The sequence below is a fragment of the Sulfurihydrogenibium sp. genome (assembly GCF_028276765.1).
In the GTDB taxonomy this organism is placed as follows: domain Bacteria; phylum Aquificota; class Aquificia; order Aquificales; family Hydrogenothermaceae; genus Sulfurihydrogenibium.
The window spans coordinates 18,147-36,505 of the sequence record NZ_JAPYVU010000002.1; the positions used below are offsets into that span (position 1 = coordinate 18,147).

The 18,359-nt window shown below is 33.3% G+C and carries 20 protein-coding genes and 1 CRISPR repeat array; of the genes, 1 reads left to right on the forward strand and 19 read right to left on the reverse strand.

What is annotated here, in order from left to right; genetic code table 11:
• Positions 1 to 53 precede the first annotated feature (53 nt).
• Genes pheT through rpmI form a run of 4 tightly spaced genes read right to left on the reverse strand, consistent with a single transcriptional unit; the run spans position 54 to position 4,101 of the window.
• Positions 54 to 2,465, reverse strand: coding sequence for a phenylalanine--tRNA ligase subunit beta (pheT, locus tag Q0929_RS00550; RefSeq protein ID WP_299237648.1), 2,412 nt, complete (start codon positions 2,463 to 2,465; stop codon positions 54 to 56).
• Positions 2,462 to 3,496 carry a phenylalanine--tRNA ligase subunit alpha gene (gene pheS, locus Q0929_RS00555; protein WP_299237649.1) on the reverse strand — a complete coding sequence of 345 codons (1,035 nt, stop codon included), beginning with the start codon at positions 3,494 to 3,496 and terminating at the stop codon, positions 2,462 to 2,464. The genes pheT and pheS overlap by 4 nt, the downstream gene beginning before the upstream one ends.
• Positions 3,497 to 3,509: 13 nt before the next feature.
• Complete coding sequence (gene rplT / locus Q0929_RS00560; protein ID WP_299237650.1) at positions 3,510 to 3,866, reverse strand: 50S ribosomal protein L20; 357 nt, start codon at positions 3,864 to 3,866, stop codon at positions 3,510 to 3,512.
• Positions 3,867 to 3,894: 28 nt separating this feature from the next.
• A complete protein-coding gene (gene rpmI, locus Q0929_RS00565) occupies positions 3,895 to 4,101 on the reverse strand; it encodes a 50S ribosomal protein L35 (protein ID WP_012460340.1) in 207 nt (68 codons plus the stop codon).
• Positions 4,102 to 5,174: 1,073 nt separating this feature from the next.
• A CRISPR array of direct repeats spans positions 5,175 to 6,070; the repeat unit is 30 nt; unit sequence GTTTGTAGCCTACCTATGAGGAATTGAAAC.
• Positions 6,071 to 6,382: 312 nt separating this feature from the next.
• On the opposite strand from rpmI, the gene dapE reads away from it, so the two are divergent.
• A complete protein-coding gene (gene dapE, locus Q0929_RS00570) occupies positions 6,383 to 7,453 on the forward strand; it encodes a succinyl-diaminopimelate desuccinylase (protein ID WP_299237651.1) in 1,071 nt (356 codons plus the stop codon).
• Here dapE and Q0929_RS00575 read toward each other — a convergent pair.
• The 15 genes from Q0929_RS00575 to Q0929_RS00645 all read right to left on the reverse strand — a co-directional run bounded on the left by Q0929_RS00575 (position 7,431) and on the right by Q0929_RS00645 (position 18,210).
• Complete coding sequence (locus tag Q0929_RS00575; protein WP_299237652.1) at positions 7,431 to 7,985, reverse strand: CDP-alcohol phosphatidyltransferase family protein; 555 nt, start codon at positions 7,983 to 7,985, stop codon at positions 7,431 to 7,433. The two genes, dapE and Q0929_RS00575, sit on opposite strands and share 23 nt — an antisense overlap.
• Positions 7,972 to 8,427: a D-glycero-beta-D-manno-heptose 1-phosphate adenylyltransferase gene (gene rfaE2, locus Q0929_RS00580; RefSeq protein WP_299237653.1), complete on the reverse strand. Its 456-nt coding sequence runs from the start codon at positions 8,425 to 8,427 to the stop codon at positions 7,972 to 7,974. The genes Q0929_RS00575 and rfaE2 overlap by 14 nt, the downstream gene beginning before the upstream one ends.
• 1 nt (position 8,428) lies before the next feature.
• Positions 8,429 to 8,755, reverse strand: coding sequence for a hypothetical protein (locus Q0929_RS00585; protein ID WP_299237654.1), 327 nt, complete (start codon positions 8,753 to 8,755; stop codon positions 8,429 to 8,431).
• Positions 8,756 to 8,757: 2 nt separating this feature from the next.
• Positions 8,758 to 9,567, reverse strand: a complete 810-nt coding sequence (locus Q0929_RS00590; protein ID WP_299237655.1) for an SPOR domain-containing protein — start codon at positions 9,565 to 9,567, stop codon at positions 8,758 to 8,760.
• Positions 9,567 to 11,228, reverse strand: a complete 1,662-nt coding sequence (gene argS / locus Q0929_RS00595; protein WP_299237656.1) for an arginine--tRNA ligase — start codon at positions 11,226 to 11,228, stop codon at positions 9,567 to 9,569. The genes Q0929_RS00590 and argS overlap by 1 nt, the downstream gene beginning before the upstream one ends.
• Complete coding sequence (locus Q0929_RS00600) at positions 11,212 to 11,544, reverse strand: hypothetical protein (protein ID WP_299237657.1); 333 nt, start codon at positions 11,542 to 11,544, stop codon at positions 11,212 to 11,214. The genes argS and Q0929_RS00600 overlap by 17 nt, the downstream gene beginning before the upstream one ends.
• A gap of 4 nt (positions 11,545 to 11,548) precedes the next feature.
• Positions 11,549 to 12,145 carry a recombination protein O N-terminal domain-containing protein gene (locus tag Q0929_RS00605; RefSeq protein ID WP_299237658.1) on the reverse strand — a complete coding sequence of 199 codons (597 nt, stop codon included), beginning with the start codon at positions 12,143 to 12,145 and terminating at the stop codon, positions 11,549 to 11,551.
• The gene (locus Q0929_RS00610) at positions 12,145 to 13,908 is read right to left on the reverse strand and encodes a bifunctional 3'-5' exonuclease/DNA polymerase (RefSeq protein ID WP_299237659.1); all 1,764 of its coding nucleotides are present in this window, start codon (positions 13,906 to 13,908) and stop codon (positions 12,145 to 12,147) included. Before Q0929_RS00610 ends, Q0929_RS00605 begins: the two co-directional genes overlap by 1 nt.
• Complete coding sequence (locus tag Q0929_RS00615; protein ID WP_299237660.1) at positions 13,905 to 14,483, reverse strand: nicotinamidase; 579 nt, start codon at positions 14,481 to 14,483, stop codon at positions 13,905 to 13,907. Before Q0929_RS00615 ends, Q0929_RS00610 begins: the two co-directional genes overlap by 4 nt.
• Positions 14,480 to 14,836 (reverse strand): TraR/DksA C4-type zinc finger protein, encoded by a 357-nt coding sequence (locus Q0929_RS00620; RefSeq protein ID WP_012459320.1) that lies wholly within the window; start codon positions 14,834 to 14,836, stop codon positions 14,480 to 14,482. Before Q0929_RS00620 ends, Q0929_RS00615 begins: the two co-directional genes overlap by 4 nt.
• Positions 14,837 to 15,237: 401 nt before the next feature.
• Complete coding sequence (fmt, locus tag Q0929_RS00625) at positions 15,238 to 16,173, reverse strand: methionyl-tRNA formyltransferase (protein WP_299237661.1); 936 nt, start codon at positions 16,171 to 16,173, stop codon at positions 15,238 to 15,240.
• Complete coding sequence (gene obgE, locus Q0929_RS00630; RefSeq protein ID WP_299237662.1) at positions 16,145 to 17,185, reverse strand: GTPase ObgE; 1,041 nt, start codon at positions 17,183 to 17,185, stop codon at positions 16,145 to 16,147. The genes fmt and obgE overlap by 29 nt, the downstream gene beginning before the upstream one ends.
• The gene (locus Q0929_RS00635; protein ID WP_299237663.1) at positions 17,166 to 17,423 is read right to left on the reverse strand and encodes a SemiSWEET transporter; all 258 of its coding nucleotides are present in this window, start codon (positions 17,421 to 17,423) and stop codon (positions 17,166 to 17,168) included. Before Q0929_RS00635 ends, obgE begins: the two co-directional genes overlap by 20 nt.
• A 69-nt stretch (positions 17,424 to 17,492) precedes the next feature.
• The gene (gene rpmB / locus Q0929_RS00640) at positions 17,493 to 17,684 is read right to left on the reverse strand and encodes a 50S ribosomal protein L28 (protein WP_012459563.1); all 192 of its coding nucleotides are present in this window, start codon (positions 17,682 to 17,684) and stop codon (positions 17,493 to 17,495) included.
• Positions 17,685 to 18,039: 355 nt separating this feature from the next.
• Positions 18,040 to 18,210, reverse strand: a complete 171-nt coding sequence (locus tag Q0929_RS00645) for a hypothetical protein (protein WP_299237664.1) — start codon at positions 18,208 to 18,210, stop codon at positions 18,040 to 18,042.
• Positions 18,211 to 18,359: the final 149 nt, after the last annotated feature.

Here is an 18,359-nt window from a genome sequence, read left to right on the forward strand (position 1 = left end):
TAATTTATATAAAATTAAATTTATCTTCAAATCTTTCAGCTCCTGATTCCTTCCTAAGTTCTTAAACTAATATTAGGATAATTTAATTTAAGTTTATTTAAAATTTCTTCAACTATGATGCTGACCTCTTCATCAGACAAGCTTTTCTCTGGATTGAAAAACTCAACGTTAAAGGCAACGCTTTTTTTATTTTCAGATAAGAAATATACATCAAAAAGTTTAACTTCTTTAACATATTTAGAAGCTTTTAATATATCTTCTTTAAGTTTGCCAACTTTTACACTTTCCTCAACTACAAAGGCAAGGTCTCTGTAGGCTGATGGGAATTTTGGCAGTTCTTGGAATACTACCGGCTCTTTTTTAAGATAATACGTATAAAGGTATCCATCCAGCAAGTTTTCCTTTCCAATCTCTCTTGGGACATATCTTAATTTTAACTCTGCTACATAAGTGTCTTTTGGTATTTCAAGCTGACGTGCTATCTCAGGATGGATTTTTCCAATAAATCCTATGTCACAGTCATTTACCTGTATGTTTGCAGATTTGTATGGATGTAGGAATACTTCTATGTTTTCATCTATAAGCTGATAGTTTTTGATTCCAAGTTTAGTTAGCAGATTTTCCACTACACCTTTTAGCTTTAAAAAGTTCCAACTGTGAGTTGTGCTAAATTTTCTTTCTTTTTCTGTGTAGTTAAACCCATCAACAAGCTTTCCAACTGCTAAACATCCTACTCTTATCTCTTCAAAATCTTTAAAGAATGTAGATGAAAGCTCGAAAATAGATAAGTCTTTTCTTCCAAATCTTAGGTTTTCTTTTAGATTTTCAAGTAGGCTAACTACAATCCTATCCCTTAAAACGCTATGGGATTTTAAAATGTAGTTAGTTATTTTAATCTCAGGAATGGGAAGTTTTAAAGTATTGTAGATTTCTTCTGATGTGAAAGTGTAGTTTAAAACTTCTGTAAATCCATTATCTAAAAAGTAAGCTCTTACTTTGTTATCAAAGTCATAGTATAAAGATTTTTCGTATGCTTCAACCGGAACTCTTGGATAGGTAGGTGTAAAGTTGTCATAACCATAAATTCTTGCTACTTCTTCAACTAAATCAATCGGTCTTTCTAAGTCATAAGCTCTAAACGGTGGAATTTCAGCACTGATTTGATTTTCTTGAATTTGTGTAGGTATTTCTAATCTTTCTAAAATAGATTTAATCTCTGACGCATCAATTTTTTCACCAAGAACTTTTTCTACAAGCTCCGGCTTTAATACTACCGTCTTTGGTGTGTAAGGTTTAACATAAGCATCTTTATAAGCTTCAACTTCTCCACCGGCTAAGTTTAAAATCAATTGGGCTGCAAAGTTTGATGCTTTTGATGTATGCTCTACATCTACACCTCTTTCAAATCTGTAAGAGGAATCTGTTAAAATTCCAAGTCTTTTTGATGTTTTTCTAACGCTTGCCGGGTCAAAAACTGCTGCCTCAAGCAAGATGTTCTTAGTATTTTCATCAATCTTGGAGTTTTCTCCACCAATAACGCCGGCTATAGCTAATACTTTTTTGCTGTCAGCTATTACTACATCGGTAGGTTTCAGTTCTTTCTCTTGACCGTCTAAGGTGATTATTTTTTCGCCCTCTTTTGCATATCTGACTGTTATACTACCTTCAAGCTTATCAAGGTCAAAAGCATGTAGTGGCTGCCCTTCTTGCAGTAATACATAGTTAGTAATATCAACGATGTTGTTTATTACAGATATACCGGATTTAATAAGTTTTAATCTAACATCAAGGGGTGAGTTTTTAATTCTTACATTTTTTATGATTGTTCCAATGTATCTGTAAACTTTGTCTGTTTCAATATTGATAGGTGTTTCTTTGTCTGTTAAAACAGGCTTTGGCTGAATCTCTTTTCTTCTTAGATTAAAAATAGCTCCAATCTCCCTTGCAAGCCCTCTAACGCTTAATGCATCACCTCTGTTTGGCGTAATTTCTATCTCTAAGATATAGTCTTCTCCAAGACCAAGAATCTTATTTGGGTCTGCTCCTACCGGCGTGTTTTCGTCTAATATAAAAATACCTTCCGATTTTTCTTCTACTTCAAGCTCTTCCAATGATAAAAGCATTCCTTCCGAAGTATAAGAACCAAAAGATACAGGCTTTATTTCTCTGCCTTTTATTACAGCTCCAACCTTTGCAAGAATTACAACATCATTTTCTTTTACATTGTCAGCACCGGTTACGATTTGATATTCTCTGCTACCATCGCTAACTTTGCAGATAAAAAGTCTATCTTTTTCTGGATGTTTTATGACTGATAAAACTTTTACAGTTGTTAGGTTTGGAATGTATTGTCCGAATTTATAAAAAGTTGTTTCAATGCCTGTAGTGTTTAGCTTTGCTACTACATCTGAGACCGGAATGTCTATATCTATAAACTCTTTTATCCACGAGTAAGGGACTTTCATTCTATACCTCTAAACTGAAGGTTGAATCTTAGGTCGTTTGTAAAAAGGAGTCTGATGTCCGTTATTTGATATCTAAGCATTGCTATTCTTTCTATTCCAAGTCCAAAAGCAAAGCCGGTATATTCTTCCGGGTCTATGCCGACAGCTTTAAACACATTTGGGTCAACCATTCCACAACCAAGAATTTCAAGCCATCCTGTATTTTTACAAACCCTGCACCCTTTGCCTTTGCAAACAGTACAACCTACATCAACCTCAGCTGATGGCTCTGTAAATGGAAAGTAGCTTGGTCTAAATCTGATTGGAATATCTTTGCCAAAAATGTTTTCTAAGAATATTTTTAAGATACCTTTTAAATCTTTGAAGCTTACGTTTTTATCGACCATCAAACCTTCTATCTGATGGAACATTGGGGAATGGGTTGGGTCCATATCCTTCCTGTAAACTCTTCCTGGAGCTACTATTGCAATAGGTGGCTTTTTCTTAAGCATACTTCTAATCTGAACTGGTGATGTGTGAGTCCTAAGAAGCATGCCGTTGGATGTGTAAAAAGTATCCTGCATATCTCTCGCAGGATGATGCTCCGGAATATTTAACATTGTAAAGTTATAATCTTCATACTCAACTTCCGGACCGCTTTCTACGGTAAAACCCATAGATTTAAAGATTTCCGTAATCTCTTTTAACGTTGTTAAAACAGGATGAGAAGCAGAAGGCTCAAACCATTCTGCCGGTAAAGATATATCTAATCTTTCTTTTCTTAAAATTTCTTCAAGCTTCTTTTTTTCAATTTCTTCTTGCTTAGCTTTTAATGTTTCTTCTAAAAACTCTTTAATGGAGTTTGCAAGCTGGCCAACTTCTTTTCTTTCCTCCGGTGATAAGCTGCCAAGAGATTTTAAAACAGAAGTAATCAATCCTTTTTTTCCAAGATATTTGACCTTTATCTCATTTAAAACTTTTTCATCAAAAATATCTTGAACTTCTTTTTTAATCTCCTCTTTAAGCTGAAGAAGCTGAGCCTTTATATCCATAAAAGCCTCTTGTTTAAGCTGCTTGTAATGCTTTTTTAGCAGTTTCTACTAATTTTGCAAAAGCTTCCACGTCATTTACAGCCATATCTGCAAGGATTTTTCTGTCAAGCTCAATTCCAGACTTTTTAAGTCCGTTGATAAATTGGCTGTAGCTTAGTCCGTTTAATCTTGCAGCTGCGTTAATTCTTGTGATCCAAAGTGCTCTAAACTGTCTTTTTCTGTCTTTTCTATCTCTGTAAGCATAGTTTAGAGAGTGCATTACTTGTTCTTTAGCTCTTCTGTAAGACCTGTGCTTTTGTCCGTAGTATCCTTTTGCAAGCTTTAAAATCTTCTTTTTATGCTTCTTTGATGACGGTCCTTTAACTCTCATTTTAAATTACCTCCTTTATTTTTTTCAATTAAACATCGTTTGGTAAAAGTGCTTTTACTTTATGCTCTAAATTCTTTGGAACGTATTGTGGCTTTCTTCCTTGTCTTTTTCTTTTAGAAGATTTTTTAGTGTTGTAGTGAGAAACTCCGCCTTTTGTGTACTTAACTTTTCCTGTAGCAGTGATTTTTAATCTTTTAGCCGCTGTTCTATTAGTTTTCATTTTAACCTTTGCCATAAAATATTCCTCCTTTTAAAAAAATTGTAAGAAAAAATTATACCATATGATTTATGCTTTGGGTGAAATTGGGAATTTTGATAAAGCTTAAGTAAGAGGAAGGAAGAGTAGTAAGATTAAACAGATACCTCATTTTTATCTCGCTATTCGATCCTTACGTATAGGCAATTCATGAATTGATTCAGCACCCATAATCTTTTACTACCTCGCTTATACGTTAGAAATTCAGTAAAAGTAGGAGATTCTTCGCTGACCATAAAATAAAATGGCAGCTTTACTTTTGTAAGAGCAATCTCGAATCATCCCTCTTTTACTTTTCCGCTTCATTTTAATTATCCATGAAAACGTAAGTCCAAATGAACTCTTTTTAGAGAACCTTCAACTTAAAACCTCAGGTCGACCGGAAAGGTAAACTTGTGAGAATTGTGGAACACTTTTCATTTTCTGCTTGACAGATAGAAAATTTTTTTGTATATTTATAATAGCTTTTTAATTTTTTAACTGTACCTTGGCAATTGAATAGGTAAGCCCGCACAAGCTTATTTTACGTGAGAACGTGAAATGTGAGACGTGAAAAGTTAGAGATAAGTTTATCAATATCTTAGTGATTTTTGTTTGATTGCTTGACGGCTTGGTGAGATGATTTACAAGTCAGTAAAGCTAAGGTATTGATAATGTGATTTTATTTTTTGATGTTTGATTTAAGCCTGTGTAGTAATGGCTTGAAAGAGATTTTTTGAAAAGTGAATGTAAGTATTTTTTAAATTAAACTTTTTAATTTTGAAATTTTTAATGCTTAATTTTTTGAAAATTTGTAATTTTTTATTTTAAAATTTTTTGAGATCGGGAAGTTAAGGAGTGATATTTTCCGCCCCTTTCTGAGTTTTGGGTTTTCAGTAGTTGGCTTGTGATGGGATGTTAAAAGATAAAATATAATAATATATTTTCTGTATATCGAGGTTTGCTGCAAAAAACTTCAACTTGCGGATTTTTTAAAAATTTGGTATAATGTTTTACAACTTGGCAATTGAATAGGCTTTCTGCGATTTTATTTTTGATTAAAAATTTAACGGGTTTGTAGCCTACCTATGAGGAATTGAAACCTTATAGAAGGTGGGGCTTCCTGCTTCAACGCATGAGTTTGTAGCCTACCTATGAGGAATTGAAACACTACTTTACCGACACCTAATCTTTGGATATATTCAGGTTTGTAGCCTACCTATGAGGAATTGAAACCTTTTTCTTCTTCACTCAAATCTTTATGCAACTCATGTTTGTAGCCTACCTATGAGGAATTGAAACCCAAGAGGCTTAAAATTTCCCTGACGAGGCCTTTGGCGTTTGTAGCCTACCTATGAGGAATTGAAACAGGAGTAGGACGTGCCCTTTTCAAATAATAGTTACCAGTTTGTAGCCTACCTATGAGGAATTGAAACTGAGCTTAGTTTTACCTGCAGATAATCAGGGAGGTGGAGTTTGTAGCCTACCTATGAGGAATTGAAACCGGTCGTCATCTCCGCTGTACGGGGAACTCCCATACGTTTGTAGCCTACCTATGAGGAATTGAAACCCTTTACACCCATTGTCATCAGAGGAAGAGGATGATGTTTGTAGCCTACCTATGAGGAATTGAAACGTGTTCTTTAAAGATGTAGGTTCTGGAGATTATCTCGTTTGTAGCCTACCTATGAGGAATTGAAACCTTAATGCTTTGGCAAGAGACCAAGAACAGAAGATAAGGTTTGTAGCCTACCTATGAGGAATTGAAACTTGTATCACATGTAAGATAGAATTCTTCTTTATTTAAGTTTGTAGCCTACCTATGAGGAATTGAAACTCTTCAGAGAGGATTTGTCCTTCTTCCAACCTCTTTGTTTGCAGCCTACTTATGAGGAATTGAAGCCAAGTCTTATTTCAGCTGTAATGTATTTTCCTATTCGTTTGCAGCCTACCTATGAGGAATTGAAACATTTTGAAAAGGTTTTGATAATGGTATTTCTTCTTTGTCATTCTATAGCCGGCAAAGAATCTCACTTTTTCATTTTCTAAAAGATAAGATCCTTCACTTCGTTCAGGATGACAAAGAACGACCCAATGGTGTCATTCTGCAGCCGGCGAAGAATCTCATGTTTTTCTTTTAAAGTCAGAAAATCAAAAAAGTGGTTCTTCGGACTAAAGTCCTCAGATGACAGGAAAAGATAAACTTACGAGAATTTTGGAACACTATTATCAAAAATGCTATAATAAATACTCTTAAATACTCTATTTCGGGTGATTAAAATTGATTACAGACTCAGAAAAACAAAAACTTATTGACTATACAATAAAGCTTGTTAATATTCCATCTGTTATAGGCAATGAAAAAGAAATAGCAAACTTTGTAGAAGATTTTTTGAAAAATTACAATCTAAACATCATCAGACACAACAATTCTATAATAGCTTATGATAAATTAGAGCCATCAAAAAAGACAATTGGGTTTATTGGTCATCTTGATACAGTACCCGGAACAAATGATTTTACCGGTCAAATAATAGAAGATAGGATATACGGACTTGGTGCAAGTGATATGAAAGGTGGTCTTTCTGTTATGATGGCTTTGATAGACCACTTTTCTGATAAAGAAAAATCATACAATACTATCTATGTATTTTACGAAAAAGAAGAAGGTCCTTATGTAGATAATGGATTAGAGCCGTTATTGTCTCAATATAATATAATTCAAAAATCAGATTTAGCCTTTGCCTTAGAGCCAACTAACAACATCGTTCAGGTCGGATGTCTTGGAACGATGCATGTATCAGTAATTTTTGAAGGAAAAAGAGCCCATTCGGCAAGACCATGGCAGGGAGAGAATGCAATCCATAAATCTGTAAACTTTCTAAAAAGACTTTCTGAGTTTGGAATAAAAGAATATGATTTTCAGGGAATTAAATACTATGAAGTTATGAACGCTACAATGGTTAGCTTTTCTGGCGGAAGAAATATAATTCCGGATAAATTTGAGATAAATGTAAATTACAGATTTGCACCGGGTAAGTCAATAGAGCAGGCAAAAGAAGAGCTTTTAAATCTTGTAAACAATGAAGCAAAGGTTGAGTTTACAGACGTTGCACCATCCGGCAATGTTTGTCTTGATAATCCAATTTTAAAAGATTTTATATCTAAGTACAATCTGCCAATAGAAGCAAAGCAGGCTTGGACAGATGTTGCAAGGCTATCCTTATACGGAATTGATGCTGTAAACTTTGGACCCGGAGACCCGGCCCAAGCACATCAAAAAAATGAATACATTCCTATAAAAAACTTGTTTGATAGTTATGAAATTTTCAAAGATTTTCTAAGTCATTAAGCTGTTTGATGCCGTCATAAGTATAAGTCAGCACAGATAAAACCATAACAATAAAAGTTATGATTAAAGCTGATTCATAAAGTAAATGGTTGTAAAGATTTGTAAAAACGTTTGAAATTAAAACATAAATTACTGTAAATATCTGTAAAAAAGTTGTCATTTTTCCAAAAAAAGAGGGCCTGACTCTTAAACTTCCTTTGATTAGATAAATCAAAAAACTTCCTGCAAGGATATAAACATCTCTTGATATTGCAAATAATATAAACCAAAAAGGAAACTTTATAGATAATTCCGAGTTAAAAATGAATACAAAAGCTGAAACGAGTAGAGTTTTGTCTGCTATTGGGTCAAGAATTTTACCAAGCTGTGTTTCTTGATTATACTTTCTTGCAAGATAGCCATCTATCGCATCAGTTAAACCGGCAATAGTAAAAGTTATTAAGGCAAAAATAGGCATGTTGTACCAAAGAAATGCTATAAAAACAGGAACGAGGATGATTCTTAAAAGTGTAAGAAGGTTAGGCAGATTCATTTTTTACTTTTTCTATAATCTTTGTTGTAGAGGTGTCATAAACAAAGTCTATTGTATAAACCTTGCCACCATAAGACATGACAAAATCTGCACCAACAATATTTTCTATCTTCCAATCTCCACCTTTCACAAGTACATCGGGTTTAATTTCTTTTATTAGTCTTTCCGGTGTATCTTCTTCAAAAACAATGACTAAATCTACCGGTTTTAAAGCTTGTAAAACTTTTTTTCTTTGGTCTACCGGGTTTACCGGTCTGGTTGGTCCTTTTAATCTTTTTACAGACTCATCACTGTTTAATCCAACAACAAGAAAATCTCCAAGAGATTTTGCTTTTTCTAAATAATCTACATGTCCGGCATGGATAATATCAAAACATCCATTTGTAAATACAATTTTCTTTCCTTTCTCTCTTTCTTTTTGGATAATATCTAAATAGTCCATATTATCTCCTTGGCACTATTATAATGTAGTTTAGCAAAAAAATAGGAAAAGATATTAAAAAATATATGCTATTGTTAAAAATTATGGAGATAAAAAATCCTGCGATTAAGGGAATATATCCAAGGATAAGCTGATTTTTGAAAGATATCTTTTTTCTGCTAAAAAACAGATAAGCCGGTAAAACAGAAAAAATGGATAAAATATAAACCGGATAGCCAATATCAAATGGACTTAAAGGTATTTTTAAAAGTATCAATAAAGCAAAAAAGATAAAACTGCTAAATAAAAATGCAAAGTAAAGCTTTCTTTTTTCTAAAAGCTGGCCCAACCTTAACTTCCAACTCTCTTAATAAAACCTTTTATGTCATGCGCTCTTTGATAGTCTCTTGCTTCTTTTTCAGTTTTAAACTTTCCAACTAACACTTTATGAAGTCCATTTTCTTCTATGATGTAAGCATTAGGATATTTTGCTTTTTCTATTTCAGCCTTTTCTCTTGTTGAAAATGCTCCTACTTGAATAGAAAATCCACCGGATGATATTAATGAAGTTGTTTCTTTGCTATCAACATTCTTATTTTCTTTTGGTTCTTCATGTTGTTTAGGTTTTTCTTCTTTTGCTTGTTCTTTAGAAATAGGTTTTTCTTGCTGCTTAGGTTTTTCGATTTGTTTTTCTGCTGTTTGTTGTTTTTCTACTGATTTTGTTTTTTCAGGTTGTTTTTCAGATGGTTTTGGTTTTTCTTCTTTTGGCTGTTCTTTAGCTAATTGTTCTCTGGCTGGTTCTTTATCTTGAGCCGGTTTTTTAGTTTCTTCAGGTTTTAATTTGGACTGCCCTGTCAGCTGTTCTTCTTGCTCAGGTTGTGGCAGTTTAGGCTCAGCGGTTGGTTGCTGTGGTGGCTGGGTAGGTCGTGGTTGTGCTTGAATTTGTTGTGGTGGCGTTGCTGGTTTTTCTAAGTTTGTTGCTACTTTTATATCCGGCTCAGAAATTGTTTTTTCTGACTTAGAGTAATAATTTAATCCAAGAGCTATGAAAACAAGAGTTATCAATAATCCTGAAAGGAAAATAATCAATCTTTCCATCATTTCTTTTTTTCTTTTTTTCTTTATCTGCTGAACAGCTGCTTTTAAGTCTCTGTCTTCCATCACATCCTCTCAACAGGTGTTATACCCATTATTTTAAATAAAGTCCTTAAAACATTTCTAACCGCTTTTAATAAATATAGTCTTGCTTTCATTAACTTTTCGTTATTTTCTATCAAAAACTTATGATAATAATAATATTTGTGTAATCTTGATGCAAGCTCATAAGTAATGTTGGTTATTTTGTGTGGCTGGTTTTTTATGGTTGCATCATAAATTTCGTCCGGAATGGTTGAGATATACTTCATCAAACTTCTTTCTAAATCTTCTTTTAATAAAGACAAATCAACCTCAAAATCTTCTTCTGGGTTAAAGTTAAATCGTTGCTGAGCTTCTCTAAAAACGCTACTTATTCTTGCATGGGCGTATTGGACATAAAACACCGGGTTTTCATTGCTTTTTTTAAGTGCAATGTCTATGTCAAAGTTTAAGTGTGTGTTTGGGTCCTTTGATGCAAAGAAATAGATAACTGCATCCTTTCCTACTTCTTCTACAAGTTCTCTAAGTGTTATAAAGTCTCCGGACCTTTTTGACATTTTCACTTCTTCACCGTTTTTAAAAAGCTTAACAAGCTGAATAAACAGTACATTTATCCAATCTTCTTTTACACCAAAAGCCATGATTGCAGCTTTTAACCTTGGGAAGTATCCGTGATGGTCTGCTCCCCACACGTTTATTATAAAATCGTAGTTTCTCAAATACTTATCATAGTGATATGCTATATCTGCAGCAAAGTATGTATAGCTTCCGTCAGATTTTCTTATTACTCTGTCTTTTTCATCTCCATAGAGAGACGTTTTTAGCCATAAAGCTCCATCTTTTTCATAAATTAACCCTTTACTTTCTAAAAATTTTAAAGCCTGTTCTACCTTTCCGTGCTGGTATAAATGTCTTTCACTATACCAAATATCAAACTCTACGCCGATAAGCTTTAAATCTTTTTTTATCTCATCAAGTAAAAAGTTCTTGGCATACTCAGCGCAAAATTCTATAGCTTCTTCTTCATCCAAGAAAGATAGCATTTTTTCTCTTTCATAATGATAAAGCTCTTTTGCTATGTCTTTTATATACTCTCCATGATAACCATCTTCCGGAAATGGATAACTTGGCTCTTCTATTTGTCTAAATCTTGCATAGACAGACATTCCAAGCTTTTTAATCTGATTTCCTGCATCGTTTATATAAAACTCCCTTTCAACTTTATACCCGATGTAATCATAAAGATTTGATAGTATGTTTCCTACTACTGCACCCCTACCATGTCCTAAATGAAGTGGTCCGGTTGGATTTGCGCTAACATATTCAATGTTTATCTTTCCTTTGTTTTTTTCTTTTGCTTTTCCAAACTCATCTTTTTCTTCAATTGCTTTGTTTAAGATTTGATGGTAAAAAGTATCAGAAATAAAAAGATTTATAAACCCACCGCCTGCTACTTCTACCTTTTCAAAGTAAGGGTCTTTTTCAAAGAGTGCTTTTAACTGGTTTGCAACTTCAAAAGGTTTTTTGTTTAGGCTTTTGCTGAGTATGAATGCTGCATTTGTTGACAGGTCGCCAAATTTTTCTTCTTTTGGAGACTCTATTTTTATTTTATCTTCAACACCTTCAAATAAAAGATTGTTTTGTTTAAGAATGTTTAAAATTTTATCTCTAATCTCCTGCTTCACTTTTTCTCCTTCCTTTTATACAAATTATGTAGCTGATAAAGTTTAAATAGATAAAGATAACGGCTAAATTAATTATATCAAATTTAATGGCTACAAAAGGTGTAAAGACAAGAATTCCAATAGTGTAAATCTTTATAGGGCAATTTTTCGGCAGGTTTTGATTTTTTATTAAAAATGGAATAAAGATTAATAGCCCAAGCAACCCAATATAGGTTAGGTCTAATTCTTGCTCATCAAGAAAATTTCTAAAAAATGGATATAAAAAGCTTATTAGCCAAGCTGTGATGATTATAAGTAGTATGAGAAGTTTTGACATCCCTTTATTCCCTAACCAACTCCCTTATCAACTTGCTTCGTAAACTCTCTAAAAGCTCTACATTCTCTATCTCTATCTGTGATGCTTCCTTTATACTTTTTCCCATCAAACCTTTTAAAAAATCAAACTCTTTGTTATTTAAATTCAATCTCTTTAAATCAAGCTCGCCGTTTAGGTAGGTTATCTTTAAAAGAAACAGAATTTCAAGAAGTTTTGGAAGTTTAGAAATGGTTAAAAAATACAAACTCTTTTTTAAAAGAATAAAGATTCTCTCATCTTGGTGTGGTGCAAGCTTGTATGTAAAGTTAATGATGTTAAATCCTGCTTCAAATTTTTCTATATCTTGGCTTATGTAGTAGCCGATTTGCTTATAAGAATCTATCTCGGATATGATAAGCTTGTCTTTTATTTTGATCAGTACCGCTTTAAACCAACAAAATGGAGAAAGTATTGAATAAGGCATATTTTTTAGATACTGACCGTTTTGAATGTATATGCTTTCTTTTCCAGATTTTTTTGTGTATACAGTAATAGTCAAATCTTTTTCGCCTACGAATTTTCTATTTAAAACAATAGCTTCATCTTTATAGACAGTTTCCATTACTCCTTATTCCAACTGTCAGAAACAACCATTTCAAAAGCAACAGGAACATCTTTTAAGATTAATTTTCCTGCTTTTTCCATAGATGAAGATAAAACCTCTTTTGCCTTTTCTATATCTTTTGCAGCAACTTCTACCAAGATTTCATCATGAACAAGATTAACAACCTTTGCATCTAAATCGTTTCTTTCTTTAAAGAAAAACACAACAGCCATTTTTAATAAATCACTGCCTGAGCCTTGGATTGGGTAGTTAACTGCGTCTGTAAATTTGTATGCTATTAGCTTTCTACCAAGCAACGTTTCAAGCTCAATAGACCTGTGTTTATCAAGATGTTCCTTAACTCTGTCATGCCAATCCTTAAAAGATTTGTAAAATTTAAAATAATTTTCATGAAATTTTTTAGCTTCCTGAAGAGATATACTGACGCCATAATTAGCCTTAGCATACTCTACTAGCGACTTTGGAGACATTCCATAGATTAAACCAAAGTTTATAGCCTTTGCAAGCTGTCTCTCTTCCTTTGTGATTTCATCATAACTTTTTCCGGTAATGATTGAAGCTGTTAGCTTGTGCAGGTCTTTACCTTCATTAAAGGCGGTAATCATGTTTTCATCTTTTGTATACTGGGCGGCAATTCTTAGCTCAATCTGAGAGTAGTCAGCCACTATAAACTTATATCCTTCCTTAGGTTTAAACAGATATTTAAGATTTTTTGGTATGTTTTGAAGGTTTGGACGAAGGGATGACATTCTTCCTGTTGCTGCTCCAATCTGCTTAAACTCTCCGTAAACTCTTTCATTTCTTGTAAATTGTAGTATCTCTTTGATTTTATCAATTATTTTTTTGTCTGCTCTTAGTTTTAAAAGTAGTCTGACTTCTTCTATGTCTTCATAGTCTTTTAAGAAAACATCTTGAGATGAAAACGAACCTTTTTCTGTTTTTGGTAATTTAATTTTAAGTTTGTTTGTTAGATAGTTTACCACCTGCTGTGGAGAAAATGGGTCTGCTCCTGTTTTTATTTTAAATTTCATATAGTCAGCTTGAAATTCTGATTCTTTTTGTTTTAGTAGTTTTCTTGCTTCTTCTTCATCTATCGGGATGCCTGAGAGTTCAATCTCTACAAGTGCCGGAAGTAAAGCCATTTCAAGTGCTGCTACCGGATTAATCACGCCAAAAACTTTAAAAGTTTCTCCTGATGCCTTTTTATGCAAATTATCTTGATTTAATTGATTTTTCTCTTCTTTAAAAAGATGTCTTAATGCGTCTATATCTTTTGCTGCGTATTCTATCTGCTCAGATGAAAGGTCTTTCGCCCACCAAGGTGATTTTTGATATGTTTTATCTACATCTAAGCTGACAAATCTTTTTGCAGACGCTGATAAAGAATGTCTTTGATTGCTGTCTCCTTTTGCCAATATCTGAGATGCTATCATAGTATCAAAAACGATTTTTGGAAGTATGTTTAGGTTTGTCTTTAAAAATTTTAAGTCAAACTTTAAGTTATGTCCAATAATTCCTTTGTTTTCTATCAGGTTTTGAATATGATTTTTAACCACTTCCGGATTTATCTTTAGTAAGTCGATGACAAAAGTATTCTCTTCATCACCAATTTGAATAAGCCTGATTTTATCATTGAAAAAATCTATGTTTTCAAAATCTTTTATCATTACTTCTGTATCTAAATACAGAAAAGGCTTATCTTGTAATACTTTTAGACTTTCAAGCTGATTTTCTTGTGTGATGTAGTTTATATCCATCATTCTAAATCTTGAAGCTCTATTGCTACAACTGTTTTTTCTAAAAGATTGTCTATCACTTCTTTCTCTTTATCTTCAAAAACCGGCTTAATCGCATCAGTTAGTAAAAATACTTGATATCCAAGATTTACACCGCCAATAGCTGTGTTTTTCACACAAAAATCTGTTGCCACACCACAAACAAATATTCTTCTTATTCCTCTTTCTTTTAATAAGCTATCTAAAACTGTATTTTGAAAACCTGAGTAAGCGTCAAAATCTTGTAAAAAACCTTTTGAAATGATAAATTTGTTGTCTAATGGGATTTTTAAGTCTGGATGAAACTTTGCACCTTCTGTATTTTGAACGCAATGAGGAGGCCATATTCCGCCAAATCCTTTAAAAGATATATGATTTTCCGGATGCCAATCTCGTGTAAAGAAAACAGGAAGCCCTTTGTTTTCAAATTTTTCTATGTATTTGTTTATCGTTGGAACGATTTTGTCAGCATCTTTTACAGGTAAAACTCCATACGGCATAAAATCATTTTGCATATCAACCACAACCAAAGCATCTTTATCTGCAAGCTTTACTCTCATTTTTCTTCTTCCTCTTCTTGTTTTTCTTTACATTTTATACATAAAGAAGCGATAGGTCTTACTTTTAATCTTTCGTATGGAATCTCGGCACCGCATGACTCACATATTCCATAAACGCCGTACTCTATTTTTTGTAAGGTTTGTTCTATTCTTTTTAAAAGCTTTCTTTCTCTGTCGAGATTCCGAAGTGTTAAGATTCTTGAAGTTTCAGCCTCTGCTCTTTCCATCTCATCGGCACCTTCAAATGAAAGAGCTTCTCCTGTGTTTCTTTTGGTATCCTCTATCAGCTGATTTCTCCATTCAAGTAAGATGTTTTTAAGCTCCTCTATTTGCTCAGGTGTAAGGTGTTGCATTTTTAACCTCAAACAAAATCTCAAATACATAATTTTATCACAATGTATAAATTAGAAGAAAAAGCTTTTAAATCAAGTGAAAGAGAAGAGTGCTGTAAAAATTCTTGTAAGCTTATCTTTCCGTATCATCCTGTGGCTGTAAGCCGAAGGGTCTTCTCTTTTAAAAATTAAGGAAAATAGGAGATTCTTCGCTTCGCTCAGAATGACATCTTTGAGGTCAAGATTATTTGCCGGCTACAGAATGACAAATAAGGCAATCGTTAACATACTTTTGCTTTCTCTGTCATCCTGGGGCTGCAAAGCCGAAGGATCTCTTCTTTAAATTTTATAAAAAACAATAATTTCTCACCCAAGTTATATTTTAACTTAGTTAATTTTCAAATCATCTGATTTTCTAAAACTCATTCAAATCTTTCTCCGGCTTTTATCTTATATCCTCTGATTGCGTCTTGAGTTGTTATTGGCTTTAAGTTTGGAAATTGTATTAATTTTAACAAAAGACATCCATTACCTGTTTTTACTACTATTCCCTCTTTCTCATCAGCTTTTATTATTTCTCCCGGTAAAGCGTTTACATTACACTCAACAATTTTTGCGTCTAAGATTTTGACTTCTTCATCTCTGAATTTAGCATAGGCTTTCGGCCACACTTTTAAAGCTCTGATTTGATTAAAGATTTCTTTTGCTGACCTGCTAAAATCTATTTTTCCTTCTGATTTTTCTATCGGTTTTGCGTAGGTTGCCTTTTCATGGTTTTGTGGTTTTTTATCTATTTCTCCTTTTTCTATTTTATCTAACACTTCAATAAGCAATCTTGCTCCTTCTTCTGCCAATTTATCATGAAGGCTTATAATATCATCATCTTCTGTTATTTCAACTTCTCTACATGCGTAAACATCTCCCGCATCAAGCTCTTTTATTATCTCCATTATACAAACACCTGTTTTATCTTTACCTTCCATTATTGCTCTTTGAATTGGTGCTGCTCCTCTGTATTCTGGCAAAAGTGATGCATGAACGTTTATTGTTTTATACTTTGGTATGTTAATTATCTCTTCCGGCAAAATCTTTCCATAAGCAACGACTACCGAAATATCTGGATTTATTTTTTTGATCGTTTCTAAAAACTCTTGGTTGTTTTTTATTTTTTCAGGTTGGAATAATGGAATATTATGTTTTAGGGCTTCCTCTTTTACCGGTGTTGGCTGGATTTTTTGCCCTCTTCCTCTCGGTTTATCAGGTTGAGTAACAACTCCAACGACTTGATGATTGGATTCTATTAACGCTTTTAAACTTTTAACCGCAAAATCAGGCGTTCCCCAAAATAACACTCTCATTAGTTTCCTCTTTCTTCATTTTATCTCTTGTTTCTCTAATCAAATTAACAAGCTTATCTATATTTTCTCTCGTAATCAAAGATACTGCAACAAAAGGATAACCTCTTTCAGAAAAATACTTTTCAAGATTATCTAATAAGCTTTTATCAGATAAAGCATCTATTTTATTTGCAACTACTATTTGAGGTTTTTTTATCAAGTCAGGAGAATATTTTTCAAGCTCTTTGTTGATTATGTTAAAAGCATCAATAGAGTCTCTTTCTCTAAAATCTGACACATCTATTAGATGAATTAGAAATTTTGTTCTTTCAATGTGTCTTAAAAACTCATGACCTAAGCCAAGCCCTTCTGAAGCTCCTTCTATGAGCCCTGGAATATCTGCCAAAACTATATAGTCATTAACATCAAGCTGTAAAACTCCAAGCACGGGTGTAAGAGTTGTAAATGGATAATCTGCTATTTTTGGTCTTGCCTTGGATAGGATAGATATTAAAGTCGATTTTCCTGCGTTAGGAAATCCAATTATCCCAACATCTGCCAAAAGCTTAAGCTCAAGCTCTATCCATTTTTCTTCGCCGGGCTCTCCTTTCTCCGCAACCATCGGTGCTTGGTTTGTTGGAGACTTAAACGCCGCATTTCCTCTTCCGCCTTTTCCACCTTTCGCAACTACAACAGATTGACCTTCCTTTACTAAATCAGCTATGATCTCTCCCGTCTCTGCATCTTTCACAACAGTTCCGACAGGCACTTTTAAGATTAAGTCTTCTCCATCTTTGCCTTTTTTATTTCCACCTTGACCGTGCTGTCCTCTTTCTGCTTTGTAATGTCTTTTATACTTAAAATCCATCAATGTTTGAAGACTGCTATCTGCAACTAAAATTATATCTCCACCTTTTCCACCATCACCACCAGCCGGTCCACCAAAAGGAACATACTTCTCCCTTAAAAATGCAACACAGCCATTACCGCCATCTCCAGCTTTTACATAAATCTTAGCTTTGTCTATAAACATACTTAACTACACCTATTATTGTTAAACTTATTATTGAAATTCCATTTGCTAAAATTAATGGAAGATTATTTATTCTTAATCCATAAATAAACCATAAAAATATGCCAATCCACATAAAAATCAACCATATCCAAGAGAAATCTTTGGCAGATTTGGTTTTGACTACTTTGTAAGTTTGGGGAAGATATGCAGAAGTTGTAAGAATTGCTGCTATTAAGCCTAAGGTTTGATTATCCATTACGATAATAACAGACAAGGGATTAGGAGTTTAACTGTAAAGAAATTTCTCCCAATCCCAAATGTGAAATCATACCGCTTTTTTAACTTTTCCAGCCTTTAAACACTTAGCACATACATAAATTCTTTTTGTAGAACCATCCTCAAGAACTACTCTAACTCTTCTAAGGTTAGGCTTCCAAGTTCTTCTTTCTGTTGTAGCTGAGTGTGCTACAGTATTTCCAAAAACAGTTTTTTTACCACATATTTGACAAACAGCCATCTTATAATCCTCCTTACAAAAATTAGAAGAAATATTATATCATAACACGTCGGATGAGAAATTTAATAAAAACATAAGATTCTTAGCTTAACTGAGAATGACAAAGAAAGCTCCTTTCTAATGCTTATTAATAGAGAAAAAAGGAAGGACAGATCAAGTTTCTGCCATTGATCTTTTAACCACTGTAGAATGTTTTAGACTGTCCTTCCTACAACCTGAATTAGAAAATTAGACTTTAAAGAAACTTTTGAAGTTAAATCTAACCCACTTGAGTTTGAAAAGAAAATAAAGCCTTATCTTGAGACTGTTCTAAAAATCAATATTGTCATCGTATATTGAACCCCAGATATTGATATTAAGAATCATTACTAATAATGCTTGGCTTTGCAAAAAATATTTTAACAAAATCAGTAGTGATGCAGTCAAGACCAAGCCTAACGGTGCATGCTAACGCATGCAGTCTTGACTGCATCACTGATTTTGTTATTAGATAACTAAGCAAAGCCAAGCAAGGAAAGCCAAGCATTATTTAGCTCTTAAGCTTAAGAGATAGTGTTTATTCAATCAGACGCGTGCTCCTCTATCTATCTCGTGCGCGCGCTACCAGATATAACAAAAATGTAATAACGATGACAGACAAGCAAGTAAAATCAATAGTTAAAGATTACAAGAAGA